Source organism: Roseobacter sp. HKCCD6576-2 (genome assembly GCF_013179285.1).
Taxonomy (GTDB): Bacteria; Pseudomonadota; Alphaproteobacteria; order Rhodobacterales; family Rhodobacteraceae; genus Rhodophyticola; species Rhodophyticola oceani.
In genome coordinates this window covers 1,066,681-1,085,009 of the sequence record NZ_WVNW01000001.1, presented here as the reverse complement: position 1 = coordinate 1,085,009, position 18,329 = coordinate 1,066,681, and the positions used below count along the sequence as shown (strand labels likewise).

Here is an 18,329-nt window from a genome sequence, read left to right as displayed (position 1 = left end):
AGGTCGCAAAGCTTTCGACCGATGCCCCGCTTAGGCGGGGCGCAGGCCCAACATCTCGCGCGCCTCGGTCACGCTCGCCACAGGGCGCTCATAACGGTCGCAAATCTCCACAACCCGGCGCACCAATGCCGCGTTTGACGGTGCTAAGGTCTCGCGGTTCAGCCGAACATTGTCTTCCAGACCCGTCCGCGCATGCCCGCCCGCGGCCACCGACCATTCATTCACCTCGATCTGATGTGGGCCAATGCCTGCTGCGCACCATTCGCTCTCGGGCAAAAGCCGCTCCATGGTTTTGACGTAGTAGTCAAACACATCCCGATCGGCGGGCATCGCGTTTTTCACGCCCATGACGAACTGCACATAAGCCGGCGCGGCCAAGCGCCCGTCGCGCTGCATCTTGGCGGCCTGATGAATATGGCTCAGATCAAAGGCTTCGATCTCGGGCTTGATGTCATAGGTCAACATCTCGCCCGCCAACCAGTCAACCAAATCCGGCGGGTTCTCATAGACCCGTGTGGGGAAGTTGTTCGACCCGACAGAAAGAGACGCCATATCGGGCCTCAAGGGCAACATGCCACCCCGCGCCTTGCCTGCGCCAGACCGCCCACCGGTGGAAAACTGGATGATCATCCCCGGGCAATGCTGCTCCACCGCGTCTTTCAGCGCGGCGAATTTCTCCGGGTCCGAGCTTGGGGTTTCGTCGGCGTTGCGCACATGGGCATGTACAATCGCAGCGCCCGCCTCAAAGGCTTCATGGGTGCTTTCAACTTGCTCAGAAATGCTGATCGGGACGGCTGGATTGGCGGCTTTGGTCGGGACTGAGCCGGTTATGGCGACGCAGATAATACAAGGTTTAGACATCGGTTCTCCTTCGCGCGCCAACCTGCCGCCAATACCCGGCGACTGCAAGCGAGAGCATTTGTGCCCGCCGCGTGATCGGCGTAGACCAAGGGCACGGACGCGAAAAGGACCGCTTGCATGACCGACCCCGTTGCCACGCTTCTCGACCTGCTCGATATCGAACCACTGGAGCTGAACCTCTATCGCGGTAAGGGCTCGGGCGGTGAAACCTCTAAGCGGATTTTTGGCGGTCAGGTTGTGGGGCAGGCCCTCTCGGCGGCCTATCACACGGTCGAGGGGCGGAGCTGCCATTCGCTGCACGCCTATTTCATGCGCCCGGGCGATCCGTCTCGCCCGGTGATCTATGAGGTCGACCGTGCCCGCGATGGCGGCAGTTTCACCACCCGCCGGGTCATCGCGATTCAGAACGGCAAGCAAATCCTCAACATGGCCGCGTCGTTTCACGTCGACGAACCGGGACTTCACCACCAGCACGATATGCCCACAGCGACCGACCCCGAGACGCTCCCCACCCGCGCCGAGGCCAAGGCGAAAATGGCCGCCCGCGCGCCGGAGGCTCGCCGCGCCGACATCTTGCGCCCCTCGCCGATCGAACTCCGGCCCACGGATGACTATGATCCGCTGACCCCAAACCCTTCGCCCGACGGCCATTCGGTGTGGTTCCGGCTGACCCGCCCGGTGCCCGACGCGCCCGCCTGGATGCAGCATTGCCTGCTGACCTATGCCAGCGACCTCCATCTGATGGGCACCGGCCTGCGCCCCCATGGGAAAAGCATCTTTACCGGCGAAATGATGATCGCCAGCCTCGATCATGCGATCTGGTTTCACGCGCCGGTCGATTTCGGCAACTGGCATCTCTATGTGATGGACAGCCCCTGGACCGGCGCCGGGCGTGGCGTCAATCGCGGCTTGATCTATGCCGCCGATGGCACGCTTGTCGCCTCGACCGCGCAAGAGGGTCTGATGCGCCCGGTCACTCCGGGCTAAAACCTACGCAACGGAAATCGCGCATTTTCCAAACGCCCCGCTATTCTCTGCCCCGTGGCGTGGAGGATGCCGCCCCAAAATCGACCCGGAGGAGGACAGATGGATTTGACCTATTCGCCTGAGGAACAGGCATTTGAGGCCGAGGTGCGCGAGTTTCTGCGCGATCACCTTCCCGAAGATCTTTCCACCAAGGTCCGCACCCACCGCGAATTGGCCAAAGACGATATGGATCGCTGGCACGCGATCTTGAACGCCAAAGGCTGGCTCGCCGCCACTTGGCCGGTCGACCATGGCGGCACCGGCTGGTCTCCGGTAGAGCAGCATATTTTCGAGGAAGAATGCTGCCGCGCGCACGCGCCCCGCATCGTGCCCTTCGGACTGAAAATGCTCGGACCCGTCCTCCTGAAGTTCGGCAGCAAGGCGCAGCAGGAAGAATATCTCCCCCGCATCCTCGATGGTACCGATTGGTGGTGCCAGGGCTATTCCGAACCCGGCGCGGGCAGCGATCTCGCCTCATTGAAAACCCGGGCTGTGCGGGACGGCGGTGACTACATCATCAATGGTCAGAAAACCTGGACCACGCTCGGCCAACACGCCAATCGCATCTTCTGTCTGGTCCGGACCTCGACCGAAGGCAAACCGCAAGAGGGGATCAGTTTCATCCTGGTCGATCTCGACACACCCGGGATCGAGATGCGCCCAATCCGCCTGATCGAGGGTGGCCATGAGGTCAATGAAGTCTTCTTCACCGATGTCCGCGTGCCAGCCGGCAACCTGGTGGGCGAAGAAAACATGGGCTGGACCATCGCCAAATATCTGCTTCTGCATGAGCGGACCAATATCGCGGGCGTCGGCTACTCCCTACAAGCGCTCGAAGAGCTGAAATCCCTCGCGACGCAGATCAAACGCGGCGGCAAACCCCTGATCGAAAACCCGTTATTCGCCGCGAAATTGGCGGAGGTGGAGATTGATCTCGAAGCGATGAAGCTCACCAATCTGCGCATGCTCTCCGAGGCGCAGAAAAAGGGCGCGCCGGGCCCGGAAACCTCGATGCTGAAGATCAAAGGCACCGTGATCCGGCAGGCGATCAACGATCTGGCCCGCCGCGCGCTTGGGCCGGCTGCCGCGCCCTTCCCCTCCGAAGCGCTGGAGGGCAACGCGGCGCTGGTGCCCGAGGATCACGCGGCCAATGCGGCAAGCTATTTCAACAACCGGAAAATCTCGATTTATGGCGGTTCGAACGAGATTCAGAAGAATATCTTGACCAAGGGGATCCTGGGCTGATGGATTTCGAGATTTCCGAAGACCGCCGGATGTTGGCCGACAGCCTGGGCCGGTTCCTCACCGATCAATACGGCATCGAACATCGCAACACGGTCGCCTATGAGGCGCCGTTCCACGACCCGGCGAAATGGACCGATCTGGCAGAACTGGGTGTGCTCTATGCACTGGCACCCGAGGATCAGGGTGGCTTTGGCGGCACCGGGTTCGATATTGTGACGGTGTTCGAACAGCTCGGGCGCGCGCTCTGCCCCGAGCCGGTTTTACCGCAACTTCTGGCCGCACGGCTGCTGATCGCGGCAGGTGCGGATCTCGAGCCGCTCCTGTCGGGCGCGACGCGCTACGCGGTGGCTCTAGGAGAAATCGACGCGCCTTATGCGCTCGATCAGATCACGACGGAGGCAAAGAAAACAGGCGGCAACTGGCATATTTCTGGGCGAAAATCCGTAGTTTACGGGCTCGGCGCTGCGGATGCGCTGCTCGTTGCGGCGCGTCATAACGGTGGACTCGGCCTGTTCCAGCTCACCCCGCCCGAGGCAGATGTGACCGCGTATGGCATGATCGATGGCGGTGGTGCCGGCGAAGTCTTCTTGGACAACGCGCCGGCAGCCTTGCTGTTCGATGAGGCCGACGCCGCGCTGCAAGACGCGCTTGATTGGGGGGCATTGGCGCTTTCGGCCGAGGCGGTCGGGGCCATGGATGCGGCCAACGCGATGCTGATCGACTATCTGAAAACCCGTAAACAATTCGGTCGCCCCATCGGCACGTTTCAGGCCCTGCAACATCGCACCGTCGAACTTGGCATCGAAATTGAACAGGCGCGGTCGATCACTACGCTTGCAGCCTCCCGGATGGGCACGGATCAGCAATCCCGCACGGTCTCGATGGCGAAAAACCTGATCGGCCGCGCGGCGAAACTGGTCGCCGAAGAGTCGATCCAGATGCAAGGCGGCATCGCGATGACCTGGGAGTATCCGGCCTCGCACTATGCCAAACGGCTGATCATGATCGACCACCAATTGGGTGATACGGAGTTCCACCTGGAACGGGTCATGGCCGACCTGCACACCGCATCTTAACTAAGAGTTAAGGATAACCCGCCCCTTCTCTGCTTCGGAAATATCCCGGGGGTGTGGGGGCTGGCCCCCACCATGCACTCGACCACACATAGATAGGTTACAAAACTCCGCAATATCGCAGATCTTTGTAACCTATTCCCCCGCCGCCTTGAGCCCGCCGCGGGCGAATTCCGGCACATAAGCACCAAGCTTCAACCCGCGTTTCGGGTCCGACGCATTGCCGTCCAACGCCCGCTTTTTCACCCCCTGCAAAATCGCGCCCATGCGGAAGAAACTGAAGGCCAGATAGAAGCCGAAATCCGGAATGCCCGACAGGCCCATCCGCGCGCAATAGGTCGCGATAAAGGCCTGATCCGAGGGCAACCCCTCGGCGGCCCGATCCACCCCGGCCAAGCCGCGCCCCTCGCGCCCGGGCGGCATCTGCCACTGCATGATGACGGCGGCCAGATCGGCGAAGGGATGGCCGATCGTCGACAGCTCCCAATCCAAAACCGCAAGGATGTCAGAGCTGCCCGGGGCGAAGAGCAGATTGTCGATCCGATAATCGCCATGCACCAGACAGCTCAACCCGTCATCTGCGGGGCAAGCCGCGCCGAGCCAAGCGATCAGCCGGTCCATCTCGGGGATCGTCTCGGTCTCAGAGGCGCGGTATTGCTTGGTCCAACGGTCGATCTGGCGCTGATAATAAGCCCCATGCGGCCCGTAATCGCTCAAGCCCGCAGCCTCAAGATCGACGGAATGAATTGCGGCCAGGACCCGGCCCATTTCGTCGAAAATCGCGGCCCTGTCCGAAATCGGCACATCGGGCAAACGCGGGTCATCGAAGTTTCGGCCGTCAACATAGTCCATCACGTAAAAGGCCGAGCCGATCACCGCATCGTCTTCGCACAGCGCCAACATCCGTGCGACGGGCACATCGGAGTCCGCAAGCGCCTGTTGCACGCGGAACTCCCGATCCACCGCATGGGCGGATTTCAGAAGCTTTCCCAGAGGCTTACGCCTCAGAACATAACGTCCCGACACGGCATCCAATAGATAGGTTGGGTTCGATTGCCCGCCTTCGATCTGTTGCGCCCGGAGCGGCCCGTCAAACCCCGCGACATGGGCCGCCATCCAACCCGCAACCTGATCCAAATCCAGATCTGTCATCGCGCTTGATTGCTGTATTTCTTCAACTCGGCGCGCGCCACCTGCCGCCGGTGCACCGCATCTGGCCCGTCGGCCAGGCGCAGCGTCCGGATCCGGGTCCACATCGCGGCCAGCGGAACATCTTGCGAAATCCCGGTCGCGCCATGCATCTGTACGGCTTCATCCACGACTTGCAGCGCCATCAGCGGGGCCACCACCTTGATCTTGGAAATCCAGGGCTGCGCCGCGCGGACACCTTCATGATCCATGATCCAGGCGGTTTTCAGGCAAAGCAGCCGCGCCATTTCGATCTCCATCCGCGCATTGGCGATGATGTCATGGTTCGCGCCCAGTTGCGCCAGCGGCTTGCCAAAGGCCTCGCGGGTGAGCGCCCGGCGACACATCAACTCCAACGCATATTCCGCCTGGCCTATCGCACGCATACAATGGTGGATGCGGCCCGGCCCAAGACGGCCCTGCGCCACTTCGAAGCCCCGGCCCTCGCCCAAAACCACATCCGTCGCCGGCACCCGCACATTGGTGAAGCGGATATGCATATGGCCGTGCGGCGCGTCATCGGTGTGATAGACATGCATCGGCCGCAGCACCTCGATCCCGTCCGCATCGGACGGCACCAGCATCATCGTGTGGCGCGCGTGTTTCTCGCCTGCCGGATCGGTGCAGGTCATGACGATGTAAAGAGCGCACCGCGGATCACCGGCGCCAGAGGCCCAGTATTTCTCGCCATTCAGGACGTAATCATCGCCATCGCGGACAGCGGAGAGGCTGATCTGCGTCGCGTCCGAGGAGGCCACATCCGGCTCAGTCATCAGATAGGCCGACCGGATCACACCATCGAGCAAGGGCGGCAGCCAGCGGGCTTTCTGCGCCTCGGTGCCATAACGCTCCAAGACTTCCATATTCCCGGTGTCCGGCGCATTGCAGTTGAAGATTTCGGCGGCAATCCCAACCTTGCCCATCTCTTCGGCCAGATAGGCATATTCGACCGTGCTGAGGCCAAAGCCCTTCTCGCTATCGGTCAGCCAGAAATTCCAGAGTCCCCGCTCTTTCGCCTTGGCCTTCAGGTTTGAGAGAATTTCCAACTGCCGCGCCGTATGCTGAAATCGGTCGCCCGAGGGGTGTTTGCCAACCTCGGCTTCATATTCCGCATCCAGCGGGGCGATCTCTTCCATCACCATCTGACGGACTTGCGCCACCAGCGGGCGAACGCGGTCACTCATGCCAAGGTCCATCAGTCTCTCCCCTTCGCGTAATCCATCACGGAGACCAGGGCCGCATCATATTCCCGGGCCAGGCGATCCACCAAATCGCTGGCGGGGCCCACCGCTTTGACCGTGCCGATCCCCTGCCCCGAGCCCCAGATCTCTTTCCAGGCTTTCGGTTTCGACGAGCCGGATTTGAAACTCATCGACGAGGCATCGGCGCCGGGGAGATTGTCTGGGTCCATGCCCGCCTTGGCGATCGACGGTTTCAGATAGTTGCCGGAGACCCCGGTGAAGAGCGAGGAGGTGACAATATCTTCGGCGCCACCAGCGACGATCATCTGTTTGTAATCGGGGACGGCATTCGCCTCTTCCGTCGCGATGAAGGGGGAGCCGATATAGCCCAGATCAGCGCCCGCGACTTGCGCGGCCAGGATCGCGTGACCGGTGGCGATGGAGCCCGACAGAAGCAAGGGTCCGTCGAACCATGCCCGGATTTCTTCGATCAGAGCGAAAGGATTCTGCGGCCCGGCATGGCCACCCGCCCCGGCGGAAACGGCAATCAGCCCATCGGCACCTTTGTCGATCGCTTTCTTGGCGAAGGTGTTGTTGATGATGTCATGGAGCGCGATGCCGCCACAGCTATGCGCCGCCTCGTTCACCTCCACCCGCGCGCCGAGCGAGGTGATCCAGATCGGCACCTTCCAACGGGCGCAAATCTCCAAATCGCGCTCCAGCCGGGTATTGGAGCGATGCACGATCTGATTGACCGCGAAGGGTGCAGCCGGACGGTCGGGATTGGCCTGATTATGCGCGTCCAACGCTTCGGTGATCTGTTTCAGCCAAGCCTCCAGCATCGGTGGCTCGCCCTGGGCCTCGCGGGCATTCAGCGCCGGAAAGCTGCCGATGATGCCAGAGGTGCACTGGGCGATAACAAGATCAGGCACCGAGACGATGAAAAGCGGCGCGGCGACGGCGGGAATGCGCAGGCCTTGCAGCGCTTTGGGCAGATGGTTGTCAGAGCGCATGAAGCGCCTGTGATGAATGCAACATTATGATCCTCCCTCAGTTGTCAGGACGGTAGAGGGGGTATCGTGCCTCGGCAAGCGGGCGCGCTCCTGCGGGACGTCACGTCAGATCATTGCCCGCGTATGGGTGGGTCAGCCAAGGCTCTTGGCATAAGTCGTAAAGTCGGCGATCTCGTCAGGCTGCGGCTGCCGCCCGGTGAAGACATAGAGATACATCGGCACCAGTTTCAGGCGGTCCTCGACCGGCTCTTTCAGATCGGCGTCGTTATAGCCGATCTGCATATAATAAAGCGTGCGGGCCCGAGTCAGGGCCTCAAGCGGCGGGTAATCATAGCGTGCGAACATCTGGGTCAGCGCGTCGAGACGTTTCGCGTCGGAGCGGTCCAAGACTCGCCGCACCGCGCCAGATCGGCGGGCCCAATCACGCACGGCGAAATCAAACGCGACATCAAAGAGCTGCGGGTTCACCACGGCGCGAAAGACGTTGCAAACCGCGCCCGTGACGGTTTTGGCATCGGCGCCAGCCAGATCGACCAGGGCGGCGGTGTTGGTATCTTCCCAGTGCTTCAGAAGGGCATCCAACAGATCCTGCCGCGAGCTGAAATACCAATAAAAACTGGACCGGGAGACGCCGAGACGATCCCCCAGGGCCAGCACTTTCACTTGTTCCACCCCGTCGGAGACCAGCACATCCAAGGCGACGTTGAGCCAATCCTCACGGGTCACTTTCACATTGCCGACCAGCGGTTCTTTGGCGGGGTCATTGCGGTGCAAGGGGCGCGAGCGTGGCATGGCTTAGCTTTCGGGCGGCGCGCCACCAGCGGCGCTTTGGATACGAATATACTCATTTAGCGCCGCAACCCGGTCTGGGTCCATCGGGGGCGGGGTGAAACTCGCGAGCTTTTCTTGCCAAATGCCGGTGGCCCGGTGGTTGGCGTCGATCTCACCGCGCTCGGTCCAGGTGCCGAAATTCGACCAGTCGGCCACCAGCGGTTCGTAGAATTCGGTCTGATAGCGCTCCATCGTTTGACCGGCAGCAAAGAAATGCCCACCGGGCTGTACCTCGGCCAGCGCGTCGAGACCGATCTCCGCGTCGCCCGCCTGGGTCTCGGCGCACATCTCGGCCACCATTTGCAGGACTTCCAGATCCGTGATCAGTTTCTCATAAGACACGGTCAGCCCGCCCTCGAGCCAACCCGCCGAATGGATCACCACGGTGGCGCCCGCCAGAAGACAGCCCCAGATGCCGAACTGTGTCTCATTCGCCGCCTGCGCGTCGTTGATATTGGCCGCCGAACCGCTGGCGCAGCGCCAGGGCAGCCCCACCAGCCGGGCGAGTTGCCCCGCCGCCAGCGAAGCTTTGACATGTTCCGGTGTGCCGAAAGCGGGCGCGCCGGATTTCATATCCACATTCGAGGTGAAGGTGCCGTAGCAGACTGGCGCGCCGGGTTTGACGAGTTGCGTAAGCGTGATTGCCGCCAGCGCCTCCGCATGGCTGAGCGTCATGGCACCCGCCACAGTGATCGGCGCCATCGCGCCCATCAGCGTGAACGGCGTCACGATCGAGACCTGACCCGCACGTGCGAAATCGATCAACCCCTGGGCCATTGGGATGTCGAGCGTGCGCGGCGAATTGGTGTTGATGATCGTGTAACAATGCGGCGCGGCGTGGAAGTCCGCATCCGACAGGCCCCGGAAATCGCGCAACATTTCAAAGCTTTGCGCGACCTGCGGGCTGCCACGGGAGAAGACAAACGGCAGCTTGTCGGTCAGCGTGAGCTGCGCCTCCATCGTTGTATAGTGGCGCAGATGCGTGGGCGCGTCTTGCGGCTCGATCAGCGGCGGGACCATGTGGAGCACGTCGAAAACCTGGGTCAGGATCGTCAGCTCGCGGTAGTCCTGGATGGTGCCAGGGCGGCGGCCACGGACCAGATCGGTGGCATGCGGCGCACCCGCCCCGGGTTGGAAGATGAGATTGCCCAATTCCAGGGTCAGATCACGGTCGGGGTGACCGGCCTTTACCGGGATCGATTTTGGCGCTGTGGCCAAAGCGGCCTCGATCATCTCGCGCCCGAGAAACACCATCTCCTCGGTCTCATCGACGGTCGCGCCCCCGGCTTTGAACTGCGCCCGCGCCTCGGGCAGAAGGACTTTCACGCCGAGGCGCTGCAAGACATCGAGCGCGGCCTCATGGATCGCATGAATGCGATCTTCGGAGAACACGGTCATTTGCGGGAAAGGGTTCTTCAGATGGCGATAGTCGGTTTTGCGTTTGGGTGGGGCCGCCGCAGCCCCATCCCGCCCCCGTCTGCGCCGTGTGCCCCGGGTCATCCGCGCATCGCCTTGCCTTGCGGATCATAAGGCGATGGCGCGATCACCTTTGCGGCGCGTTCGACCCCGACGACATGAACGCTCAACGCCGCCCCCTCGCCCGCATGCTCCTGGTTCACCAACGCCATGGCCAGCGATTTGCCGGTGTGATGGCCGAAGCCGCCAGAGGTCACGAAACCCACCTTCTCGCCCTCAGCCCAGATCGGCTCAAACCCGCTGGCGTCGGCCCCATCGGCGTCGATTTCCAAGGTCACCTGCACCTGAGCCGGGCCGTTGCCATCGCGTTCGGCAATCGCGGCGTCGCGCCCGATGAAATCCGGTTTTTCCCAATCGATCCAACGATCCATGCCGGTCATCCCGGGAGTGTAGCCTTGGGTGAACTCGGCGTTCCAGATGCCGAAGCTTTTCTCTAGCCGGGTGGAGAGCATCGCATTGAACCCGCATTCGCGGAGCCCCTCTCCGGCACCGGCCTCAAGCAGCATCCGGCGGAGCGCCACGTGATCGCCAATGCGGCAGTTGATCTCAAACCCGAACTCCCCCGTCACCGACATACGCGCCACACGCGCCCGGATCAGCCCGATATCGGCCTCCATACAGCCCATGAAGGGCAAGCCGGAAAGATCGGTTTCGGCCACTCTCTCGATCACCGCGCGGGATTTTGGCCCGGCGAGACCAAAGCCGCAGATTTCCTCGCCCAGATCGCGCACCTGAACGCCCTCGGTCAGATGATCGTTGAACCAGCGCATATGCCAGGCACGGAGGTAATAGCTGCCCATAATCCACCAGCTGCCATCACCCCAGTTGAAGACCGTTAGGTCACCTTTGAGTTTGCCGGTTTCACTCAGCATCGGGGCCAGCCGCGCGCGGCCTGGCGCGGGCAGTTTCGAGGCCATGATCCGGTCGAGCCACGCCTCGGCATTGGGGCCGGTGACCTCGTAGCGCGAGAAGCCGGTGATATCGAGCAGGCCGACGCCTTCGCGGATCGCGCGGCATTCTTCGGCCACGATGTCATGGGCGTTGGAGCGTTTCAGCGTTGGCGTCTCTTCGAACCCTTTCGGCGCGAAATAGAGCGGTACCTCCAAGTCCCAACTCACGCCCCATTTGCAGCCGGCTTCCGTCATCGCGTCATGAGCCGGAGCCATTTTCAGCGGGCGGCCTGCGGGCAGTTGCTCGTTCGGATAAGTCATCACGAAACGGCGGGAATAGAATTGCCCGGTGGTCTCGCGAATATAGCGCCGGTTCTCCGCAAAGCCGCCATAGCGGGCGACATCCATGCCATAAACATCGGCCTCAGGCTCGCCATGGATCATCCATTCGGCCAGCGATTTGCCGACGCCACCGCCTTGCAAGAAGCCTGCCATCACGGCGCAAGCGCACCAATAGCCAGGTTTGCCGGGGACCGGGCCAACCAGCGGATTTCCATCGGGCGAGAAGGTGAAGGCGCCGTTAACCCAGGTTTTCACGCCGACCTCTTGCAGCGCTGGGTAACGTTCGAAGCCGAGGATCAGCTCCTTTTCGATCCGGTCGGTGTCTTCCTGAAACAGCTCCATGCCATAATCCCAAGGCGCGCCATCCATTGCCCAATGCTCATGGTCGATCTCATAGATCCCGAGCAAGACGCCCTTCTGATCCTGCCGGAGATAGGTGAACCCTTCGAGATCGACCGTCATCGGCACCTCGAAATCCAACTCTTCCAGGGCCGGGATCGTGTCGGAGATCAGGTAGTGGTGTTTCAAGGGCGAAACCGGCAGTTCGATCCCCGCCATGCGCCCGACCTGCTTGGCCCAAAGCCCGCCCGCATTGACCACATGCTCGCAAGTGATCGTGCCTTTGTCGGTCACCACCTGCCAACCATCAGCGGTCTGGATCAGCTCTTCGACCTTGGTGTGCTCAAAGACCGAGGCGCCGTTTTTCTTGGCCGCGCCCGCATAGGCATGCACCGTGCCGGTGGTGTCGATATACCCCTCGCGATCGGCCCACATGCCGCCCAGAAGCCCGTCGCCCGACATAATCGGATTCAGCGCCACTGCTTCTTCCGGCGTGACCAGGCGACAGTCTTCGATGCCAATGGATTGGAACACCCGATAGGCCGATTGCAGCCATTCCCAGCGGTCCGGCGTGCCCGCCATGGTCAAGCCGCCGGTCATATGAAGGCCGATATTCTGACCACTCTCCTCTTCGATTTTCGGAAGAAGATCAATGGTGTAAGCCTGAAGTGCCGCGATATTCGGGTCCGCGTTCAAGGCGTGGATGCCCCCCGCTGCGTGCCAGGAGGACCCAGCCGTCAAGACCGAGCGTTCCAGCAGGCAAACATCGGACCAGCCGAATTTGGCCAGATGGTACAGCACCGATGCGCCGACAACCCCGCCACCGATGACCACAACGCGATACTGCGATTTCATGCCGAGCCTCCCATATCCTCATGGCTTTGGGGGGAGGCTATGCGCCGATTCCGACCCTGTCTAGACACATTTGTCTAGTGCTTGCATGTCGCTTTTAGACCACCAGCTTGCGTTGATCCTCCCGCCCCATGGCGATCAGGAATGGGTTCTGGGCCTGTCGGGTCTGGAAATCCGCCTTGCTGGCGAGGCCGCGCCAATCGCAAGCGATCAGCGATTGTGCCACGGCACCGCCAAGCGTCGTGCCCGGACCGGTGACAATGAAGAGATCGGGGGCAAATTCACGGGCCGCGACCGTAACGGCACGGGTGAAATCATAAGGTTCGAAGACCTGATGCCCAAGCGTGTAATCCCAAAGCGCCGCCGGATCGGTCGCATATGGCCACCAGATGGCGCCCCGACCGTCAATGAGCGCGGCTTTGGGTTGACCAAACATCTCTGGAGACAGGAGGCCACGCCCCTGTTCTGCAACGGGGGTCTGCATCCCGGTATGAAAAGCCGCATGGTTCGGCAGGCGCAGTGGCGCCCGCGTTGCATCCTTCGGCGCAGCTGCCTCAAACGCGGAGAGGCCCGGCTCGTCACCGGCCAAGACAAGCATCCCGCCCAAATCGATCGAGAGCGCCAGAGTGTGGTTTTCTCGGGCGTTGATCTCTGCCACCAAGGCCAGCAGATCGCTCTTTCGTGCCGGATCGGGCTGCCAGGTCTCCCCCACAACGGGATAAACCAATTGCCCGCCGATTGAGGCCTCTTGCATAAAGCGGCCCATCGTATTGACGACCCGAAACCCATCTTCGGCGGAAAGCGCACCTCCGGCGGCCAGTGCGATGTACCAGCCCATGGAATTTCCGGTGACGGCGACAATCTCGATATCCTCGGCCAGGGCCTGTGCATCGGCAAAGGAAGACGCATAGATCAGCGGGGATGCGATATCGCCGCGGGTGTGCTTGGCCGTCTGGAACCGCGCGGCACCGTCAAGCTCCGTAACGGTCTCTTGCCCCTCAGCGGTGCGGATCGCATTGAAGCGCGCCAGAAGATCCGGTTTGTCGCCGTGATGACGTGCCAGATACCCAAGTTCGGCTTTGTTATAGGTGCCCCGCCCGGGGCAGATCAGCACCGCCCGCCGGGTCATTTTGCACCTCCTACGAGAGCCATTGCTGCCTCAACGATGCCGTCTGCCGAGGGCATGGTGGCGGCATAGGCCGGCCCGGTCGCGATGAAACTGTCCTCCGCCGTGAACCGGGCATAAGAGGCCACGCCCGCTTCGGCCAGCATCGCCATCAACGCCTCGGCCACACCGCCAGAGCGCCGGGTTTCATCGACGATCAGCACATGTTTGCAGCCCGAAATGGACTCTCGCACAGCAGGTTCCGGCAAGGGGGATAACCAACGCAAATCAATCACCCGCGCATCGACACCCGCCGCCGCAAGCTTTGCCTGCGCCTGATGCGAGAGATAAGTGCCATTGCCGAATGTGACGATGGCGAGGTCCGTGCCGTCGCCCTGTTGGCCGACCTCGCCCAAGGCGATCCGCTGATCCGGCGCGGGATAGGTCTGCATCCATCCGCCATCGCCGGGCTCATGCAGATCCCGCATCGGATAGAGTGCGATGGGTTCGAGGAAGACCACCAGCCGCTGCTCTTCACGCGCCAGCCGCACGGCCTCGCGCAGCATCATCGCGGCGTCGGCACCATTGGACGGGCACGCCAAGATCAACGCCGGGATATCGCGTAACACGGCGACCGAATTGTCATTGTGGAAATGGCCGCCGAAACCCTTTTGATAGCCGAGTCCGGCAATGCGAAGGACCATTGGGTTGGTGAACTGGCCCTGGCTGAAGAACGGCAATGTTGCTGCCTCGCCCCGGAGCTGATCCTCGGCATTGTGCAGATAAGCAAGGAACTGGATCTCGGGCATCGGGACAAACCCGTTCTGCGCCAAGCCAATGGCCAGACCGAGGATGGATTGCTCGTCCAACAGCGTGTCGATCATCCGGTCCGCGCCAAAACGCTGATGCAGCTTCTGTGTGACGCCGTAAACGCCGCCTTTGCGCCCCACATCCTCGCCCATCATAACGATCTCGCCATGCTCCAACATCAGATCGGTCAGCGCCCAGTTGATCAGGCGCGACATCGGTTGCGGGCTGTCCAACTGCTTGAGATCGCTGCCAAAGGCCGCCGCCCGCGCCTCTGCCGACGGGCCATTGGTCGGGCGGCAGGCGCGTTTCGGCGGGATCAGGCTCGCCATCACATCTTTCGCGGTTTTCAGACGTGGGCGGGTCGTCGCTTCGGCGGCAATGGCCTGTACCCGGGCGCAGGTCTCGTCATAAATCGCCAGAGCCGCGCTGCGATCCAGTGCCCCGGCCGCTTCCAACAAGCGGACGGAGTGCAAAAGCGGGTCATTCGCCTCCTCCGCCTCGACCTGCGATTTTGGCAGATAGGTGGTGGGCAGATCGGCCCCCGCATGGCCGTAGAGCCGCACCATGGTCAGGTGGAGCACCGCCGGTTTGCGGCGCGTGCGCACATAGTCGGCGGCCTCAGCAGCCGCGCGCGCCGTATCGTAGAGGTCCAGCCCATCGGCATGGACGTATTTCACGCCAGGGCGATGCTGTAGCGAGGCCGCGACCCAGCCTTTCGGCGTTTCCGTCGAAATCCCAATGCCATTATCCTCACAGACGAACAGAAGCGGCAGCGGCACCGATTGCACCGAGGTCCAGCCCGCCGTGTTAATCGCGCCTTGCGCCGTGGAATGGTTCAACGAGGCATCGCCAAAGGAACAAACCGAGATGGCATCCTCGGCCAGCATCCGGTGTTCGGGCGGGTGCCGCCGGGCCAAGCCCAACCCATAGGCCGCGCCGACGGCTTTCGGCAGATGGCTGGCAATGGTGGAGGTTTGCGGCGGGATCATCAGCGGCTTGGAGCCAAGCACTTTGTGCCGCCCGCCAGAGATCGGGTCTTCGGAAGAACACGCAAAGCTGAGGAGCATATCCCAAGCGATCGATTGCCCCGGCACCTGATCGGCGCGGGCGATTTGAAACGCAGCATCCCGGTAATGCAGGAAGGCGATGTCATCGGGGCGCAGCGCATGCGCGACGGCGGCCATCCCCTCATGGCCAGACGATCCAATCGTGTAAAACCCCTGCCCGGCTTTCTGCATCGCGCGGCTTGTCCGATCCAACGCCCGGCTGAGGCATTGCGCCCGAAACAGCCGCACCGCATCCGGGTTGTTAAGCGCGGCATTTGGTGCCGCCCCAGGCGGAAGGTCGCCCGCGCGGACCCGGGTTTGGAAATTCTCATGTACGATCTCGGCGCGGTCCATCCTGCTCCCCAAATGATGGTGGTGCCCGGGTTCCGGCCCGGGGTCGGCGCGAGGTTAGCGGCAGTGTCGGGGACTTAAAACTCCCTGATTGCGGAGGGCGGCACCGGGTTCCGGCAAGTTGCCGGAGCAATGTGTCAAACTGCATGTATGGGCTGGCACCGGGGAAGAATCTGAGCAAAGCTTGCCTCGAACTTTGCTGAGGACAGCCGTCATGCCGCATCCGCTTGTCACGCCCGACCAAATCACTGCCTATCAACGCGATGGCGCCGTGCTGATCAAAGGGCTCTTTGCCGATCATGTTGACACCTTGCGCAGCGGCATTGCCCGCAACATGGCAGAGCCCGGGCACTATGCTGCCGAGAACCTCAAGGAGGGCGAAGCGGGCCGGTTTTTCGATGACTATTGCAACTGGACTCGCATCCCCGAGTTTCAGGACGTGATCGCCAGCTCGCCCGCCGCTGAGGTGGCCGCCGATTTGATGGGGTCAGAGCGTGTGCAAATGTTCCACGATCATATTCTTGTAAAAGAACCGGGGACCTCGAAACCCACGCCCTGGCATCAAGACGGGCCGTATTACTTCGTCGAGGGGCGGCAGGTGGTTAGCTTCTGGTCACCGCTTGACCCAGTGCGCGAGGCGTCGTTGCGTTGCGTCGCAGGTTCGCATCTATGGGAAAAGCCGGTCTTGCCGACCCGCTGGCTGTCGGAGGAAGATTTCTATGCCGAGAGCGACGCCTATCTGCCGGTGCCGGACCCTGATGCCGAAGGCATGACGGTGTTGGAGTGGGAGATGGAGCCGGGGGATGCGGTGGCGTTTCATTACGGCTGTTTGCATGGCGCGCGCGGCAACGAGGCCGCAACCCGGCGGCGCGCCTTTTCGCTCCGCTTGTTGGGTGATGATGCGCGCTATGTAGAGCGCCCGGGGCGGACGTCGCCGCCCTTCCCCGGCCATGACATGGTGCCGGGCCAGCGGCTCCGCGAAGACTGGTTCCCGGTGATCTGGACCCGGTCGGCACAGAGCGGCTGACACGTTTCGCTCAGCGCTGCGCGGTCTGCCAATCGGGATGCATCCACGGTTCCGCATTGGAGGGCGGTAAGGGTGTCTTACCCAGGATGTGATCCGCCGCCTTCTCACCCACCATGATCGAGGGGGCATTCAGGTTTCCATTTGGAATCAATGGGAAGACAGAACTGTCAGCCAATCGCAGCCTGTCGACACCAATAACGCGCGCTTGCGGGTCCACGACCGCCATCGGATCATCGGTACGGCCCATCCGCGCCGTTCCGCAGGGGTGATAGGCGCTTTCGGCATGCTCGCGGATGAAACCGTCCAACTCGTCATCCGATTGCAGCGCATCGCCTGGTTGGATCTCATGCTTCACATAGGGTTTGAACGCGTCTTGCGCGAAAATCTCCCGGGTCAGGCGGATGCAGCGGCGGAAATCCTCCCAATCCTGCGCGGTCGACATGTAGTTGAAGAGAATTTTGGGTGGGTCCTTTGGGTCGGCCGACGCCAAAGTGACGGCACCGCGTGACGGGCTGCGCATTGGGCCGACATGGGCTTGGAACCCGTGGCCTTCGGCGGCTGTCTTGCCATCATAGCGCACCGCAAGCGGCAGGAAATGAAACTGAATATCGGGATAATCGATGCCCGCACGACTACGGATGAAGCCGGTGGATTCAAATTGGTTCGACGCGCCCAGACCGGTTTTGGTGAAGAGCCACTGCGCCCCGATCACCGCTTTCGAGATCAGGTTCCAATGCTTGTAAAGTGTCACCGGCTGACTTGCCGCCATCTGGATATAAAGTTCCAGGTGGTCTTGCAGGTTCTGCCCCACGCCCGCACGGTCTGCGACAACCGGAATGCCATGCTCAATCAGATGCGCAGCCGGGCCGATCCCGGAGAGCATCAACAGCTTCGGTGAGTTGATTGAGGAGGCGGCGAGAATCACCTCGCGGCGCGCTTTGATCACGTCGGTCCCGCTGCCGCGCGTCACTTCGACCCCGACGGCGCGGCCTTGTTCGATCACCACACGTCGAACCTCTGCACGCAACAAATCGCAGTTTTCCCGCTTTAGCGCGGGCCGCAGATACGCATTGGCCGCCGACCAACGCCGCCCGCGCCAAACAGTTTGCTCAAACGGGCCAAAGCCTTCCTGTTGATGGCCGTTATAGTCATCCGTCTTGGGATAGCCTGCCTGCTGCCCGGCTTCGACAAAGGCGTGATAAAGCGGGTTCTTTCGCGGACCACGGGTCACATGCAGCGGACCCGTTGTGCCGCGCCAATGCATGTCGCCGCCCCAAGGGCCCGGATGCCAATGCTCCAGCCGTTTGTAATAGGGCAGCACATCGGCATAGCTCCAGCCATCCGCGCCCATCTCGGCCCAGGTGTCGAAATCGCGCGCATGGCCGCGCACATAGATCATGCCGTTGATCGAGCTTGATCCACCGACGACTCTGCCGCGCGGCGTGGCGAGGCGACGACCGCCCAGATGCGGCTCCGGCTCGGATTGGAAGCCCCAATCATAGCGCCGCATATTCATCGGATAGCTGAGCGCAGCGGGCATCTGAATGAACGGGCCGATATCGGTGCCGCCAGCCTCTACAATCAAGACCGAAGCGCCGCTCTCCGACAAACGATAGGCCATTGCACAGCCAGCCGAACCGGCGCCGACGATCACAAAATCTGCTTCCATGTCA

Annotated in this window: 14 protein-coding genes; 4 read left to right on the top strand and 10 right to left on the bottom strand. The window is 62.0% G+C overall.

Features of this window, described 5'->3' with window-relative positions; translation table 11 throughout:
• Positions 1–30: 30 nt before the first annotated feature.
• Positions 31–861 carry a 3-keto-5-aminohexanoate cleavage protein gene (locus GTF44_RS05435; RefSeq protein WP_171558088.1) on the bottom strand — a complete coding sequence of 277 codons (831 nt, stop codon included), beginning with the start codon at positions 859–861 and terminating at the stop codon, positions 31–33.
• 117 nt (positions 862–978) lie between these two features.
• On the opposite strand from GTF44_RS05435, the gene GTF44_RS05430 reads away from it, so the two are divergent.
• From GTF44_RS05430 to GTF44_RS05420, 3 genes are all read left to right on the top strand, one after another.
• Positions 979–1,848 carry an acyl-CoA thioesterase II gene (locus tag GTF44_RS05430; protein WP_171558086.1) on the top strand — a complete coding sequence of 290 codons (870 nt, stop codon included), beginning with the start codon at positions 979–981 and terminating at the stop codon, positions 1,846–1,848.
• 99 nt (positions 1,849–1,947) lie between these two features.
• Positions 1,948–3,132 carry an acyl-CoA dehydrogenase family protein gene (locus GTF44_RS05425; protein WP_171558084.1) on the top strand — a complete coding sequence of 395 codons (1,185 nt, stop codon included), beginning with the start codon at positions 1,948–1,950 and terminating at the stop codon, positions 3,130–3,132.
• Positions 3,132–4,208, top strand: a complete 1,077-nt coding sequence (locus GTF44_RS05420) for an acyl-CoA dehydrogenase family protein (protein ID WP_171558082.1) — start codon at positions 3,132–3,134, stop codon at positions 4,206–4,208. The genes GTF44_RS05425 and GTF44_RS05420 overlap by 1 nt, the downstream gene beginning before the upstream one ends.
• A 132-nt stretch (positions 4,209–4,340) precedes the next feature.
• Here GTF44_RS05420 and GTF44_RS05415 read toward each other — a convergent pair whose 3' ends face one another.
• From GTF44_RS05415 to GTF44_RS05380, 8 genes are all read right to left on the bottom strand, one after another.
• A complete protein-coding gene (locus tag GTF44_RS05415; RefSeq protein WP_171558081.1) occupies positions 4,341–5,357 on the bottom strand; it encodes a phosphotransferase family protein in 1,017 nt (338 codons plus the stop codon).
• Positions 5,354–6,589 (bottom strand): acyl-CoA dehydrogenase family protein, encoded by a 1,236-nt coding sequence (locus GTF44_RS05410; RefSeq protein ID WP_171558079.1) that lies wholly within the window; start codon positions 6,587–6,589, stop codon positions 5,354–5,356. The genes GTF44_RS05415 and GTF44_RS05410 overlap by 4 nt, the downstream gene beginning before the upstream one ends.
• On the bottom strand, positions 6,589–7,587 hold the full coding sequence (locus tag GTF44_RS05405; RefSeq protein WP_171558077.1) for a nitronate monooxygenase family protein: 999 nt from the start codon (positions 7,585–7,587) through the stop codon (positions 6,589–6,591). The genes GTF44_RS05410 and GTF44_RS05405 overlap by 1 nt, the downstream gene beginning before the upstream one ends.
• Before the next feature lie 132 nt (positions 7,588–7,719).
• Positions 7,720–8,379 (bottom strand): TetR/AcrR family transcriptional regulator, encoded by a 660-nt coding sequence (locus tag GTF44_RS05400; RefSeq protein WP_145210820.1) that lies wholly within the window; start codon positions 8,377–8,379, stop codon positions 7,720–7,722.
• Positions 8,380–8,382: 3 nt separating this feature from the next.
• Positions 8,383–9,918, bottom strand: a complete 1,536-nt coding sequence (locus tag GTF44_RS05395) for a trimethylamine methyltransferase family protein (protein ID WP_171558076.1) — start codon at positions 9,916–9,918, stop codon at positions 8,383–8,385.
• A complete protein-coding gene (locus GTF44_RS05390; protein WP_171558074.1) occupies positions 9,915–12,320 on the bottom strand; it encodes an FAD-dependent oxidoreductase in 2,406 nt (801 codons plus the stop codon). The genes GTF44_RS05395 and GTF44_RS05390 overlap by 4 nt, the downstream gene beginning before the upstream one ends.
• A gap of 94 nt (positions 12,321–12,414) precedes the next feature.
• Complete coding sequence (locus tag GTF44_RS05385; RefSeq protein ID WP_171558073.1) at positions 12,415–13,446, bottom strand: ACP S-malonyltransferase; 1,032 nt, start codon at positions 13,444–13,446, stop codon at positions 12,415–12,417.
• A complete protein-coding gene (locus GTF44_RS05380; RefSeq protein ID WP_171558071.1) occupies positions 13,443–15,632 on the bottom strand; it encodes a thiamine pyrophosphate-dependent enzyme in 2,190 nt (729 codons plus the stop codon). Before GTF44_RS05380 ends, GTF44_RS05385 begins: the two co-directional genes overlap by 4 nt.
• 211 nt (positions 15,633–15,843) lie before the next feature.
• On the opposite strand from GTF44_RS05380, the gene GTF44_RS05375 reads away from it, so the two are divergent.
• Positions 15,844–16,656, top strand: coding sequence for a phytanoyl-CoA dioxygenase family protein (locus tag GTF44_RS05375; protein WP_171558070.1), 813 nt, complete (start codon positions 15,844–15,846; stop codon positions 16,654–16,656).
• 10 nt (positions 16,657–16,666) lie between these two features.
• Here GTF44_RS05375 and betA read toward each other — a convergent pair whose 3' ends face one another.
• A complete protein-coding gene (gene betA / locus GTF44_RS05370; protein ID WP_171558068.1) occupies positions 16,667–18,325 on the bottom strand; it encodes a choline dehydrogenase in 1,659 nt (552 codons plus the stop codon).
• Positions 18,326–18,329: the final 4 nt, after the last annotated feature.

Excerpts from the sequence above, each read along its gene's own strand:
- GTF44_RS05435 (WP_171558088.1), bottom strand. The coding sequence starts at position 861 with ATGTCTAAACCTTGTATTATCTGCGTCGCCATAACCGGCTCAGTCCCG.
- GTF44_RS05430 (WP_171558086.1), top strand. The coding sequence starts at position 979 with ATGACCGACCCCGTTGCCACGCTTCTCGACCTGCTCGATATCGAACCA.
- GTF44_RS05425 (WP_171558084.1), top strand. The coding sequence starts at position 1,948 with ATGGATTTGACCTATTCGCCTGAGGAACAGGCATTTGAGGCCGAGGTG.
- GTF44_RS05420 (WP_171558082.1), top strand. The coding sequence starts at position 3,132 with ATGGATTTCGAGATTTCCGAAGACCGCCGGATGTTGGCCGACAGCCTG.
- GTF44_RS05415 (WP_171558081.1), bottom strand. The coding sequence starts at position 5,357 with ATGACAGATCTGGATTTGGATCAGGTTGCGGGTTGGATGGCGGCCCAT.
- GTF44_RS05410 (WP_171558079.1), bottom strand. The coding sequence starts at position 6,589 with ATGGACCTTGGCATGAGTGACCGCGTTCGCCCGCTGGTGGCGCAAGTC.
- GTF44_RS05405 (WP_171558077.1), bottom strand. The coding sequence starts at position 7,587 with ATGCGCTCTGACAACCATCTGCCCAAAGCGCTGCAAGGCCTGCGCATT.
- GTF44_RS05400 (WP_145210820.1), bottom strand. The coding sequence starts at position 8,379 with ATGCCACGCTCGCGCCCCTTGCACCGCAATGACCCCGCCAAAGAACCG.
- GTF44_RS05395 (WP_171558076.1), bottom strand. The coding sequence starts at position 9,918 with ATGACCCGGGGCACACGGCGCAGACGGGGGCGGGATGGGGCTGCGGCG.
- GTF44_RS05390 (WP_171558074.1), bottom strand. The coding sequence starts at position 12,320 with ATGAAATCGCAGTATCGCGTTGTGGTCATCGGTGGCGGGGTTGTCGGC.
- GTF44_RS05385 (WP_171558073.1), bottom strand. The coding sequence starts at position 13,446 with ATGACCCGGCGGGCGGTGCTGATCTGCCCCGGGCGGGGCACCTATAAC.
- GTF44_RS05380 (WP_171558071.1), bottom strand. The coding sequence starts at position 15,632 with ATGGACCGCGCCGAGATCGTACATGAGAATTTCCAAACCCGGGTCCGC.
- GTF44_RS05375 (WP_171558070.1), top strand. The coding sequence starts at position 15,844 with ATGCCGCATCCGCTTGTCACGCCCGACCAAATCACTGCCTATCAACGC.
- betA (WP_171558068.1), bottom strand. The coding sequence starts at position 18,325 with ATGGAAGCAGATTTTGTGATCGTCGGCGCCGGTTCGGCTGGCTGTGCA.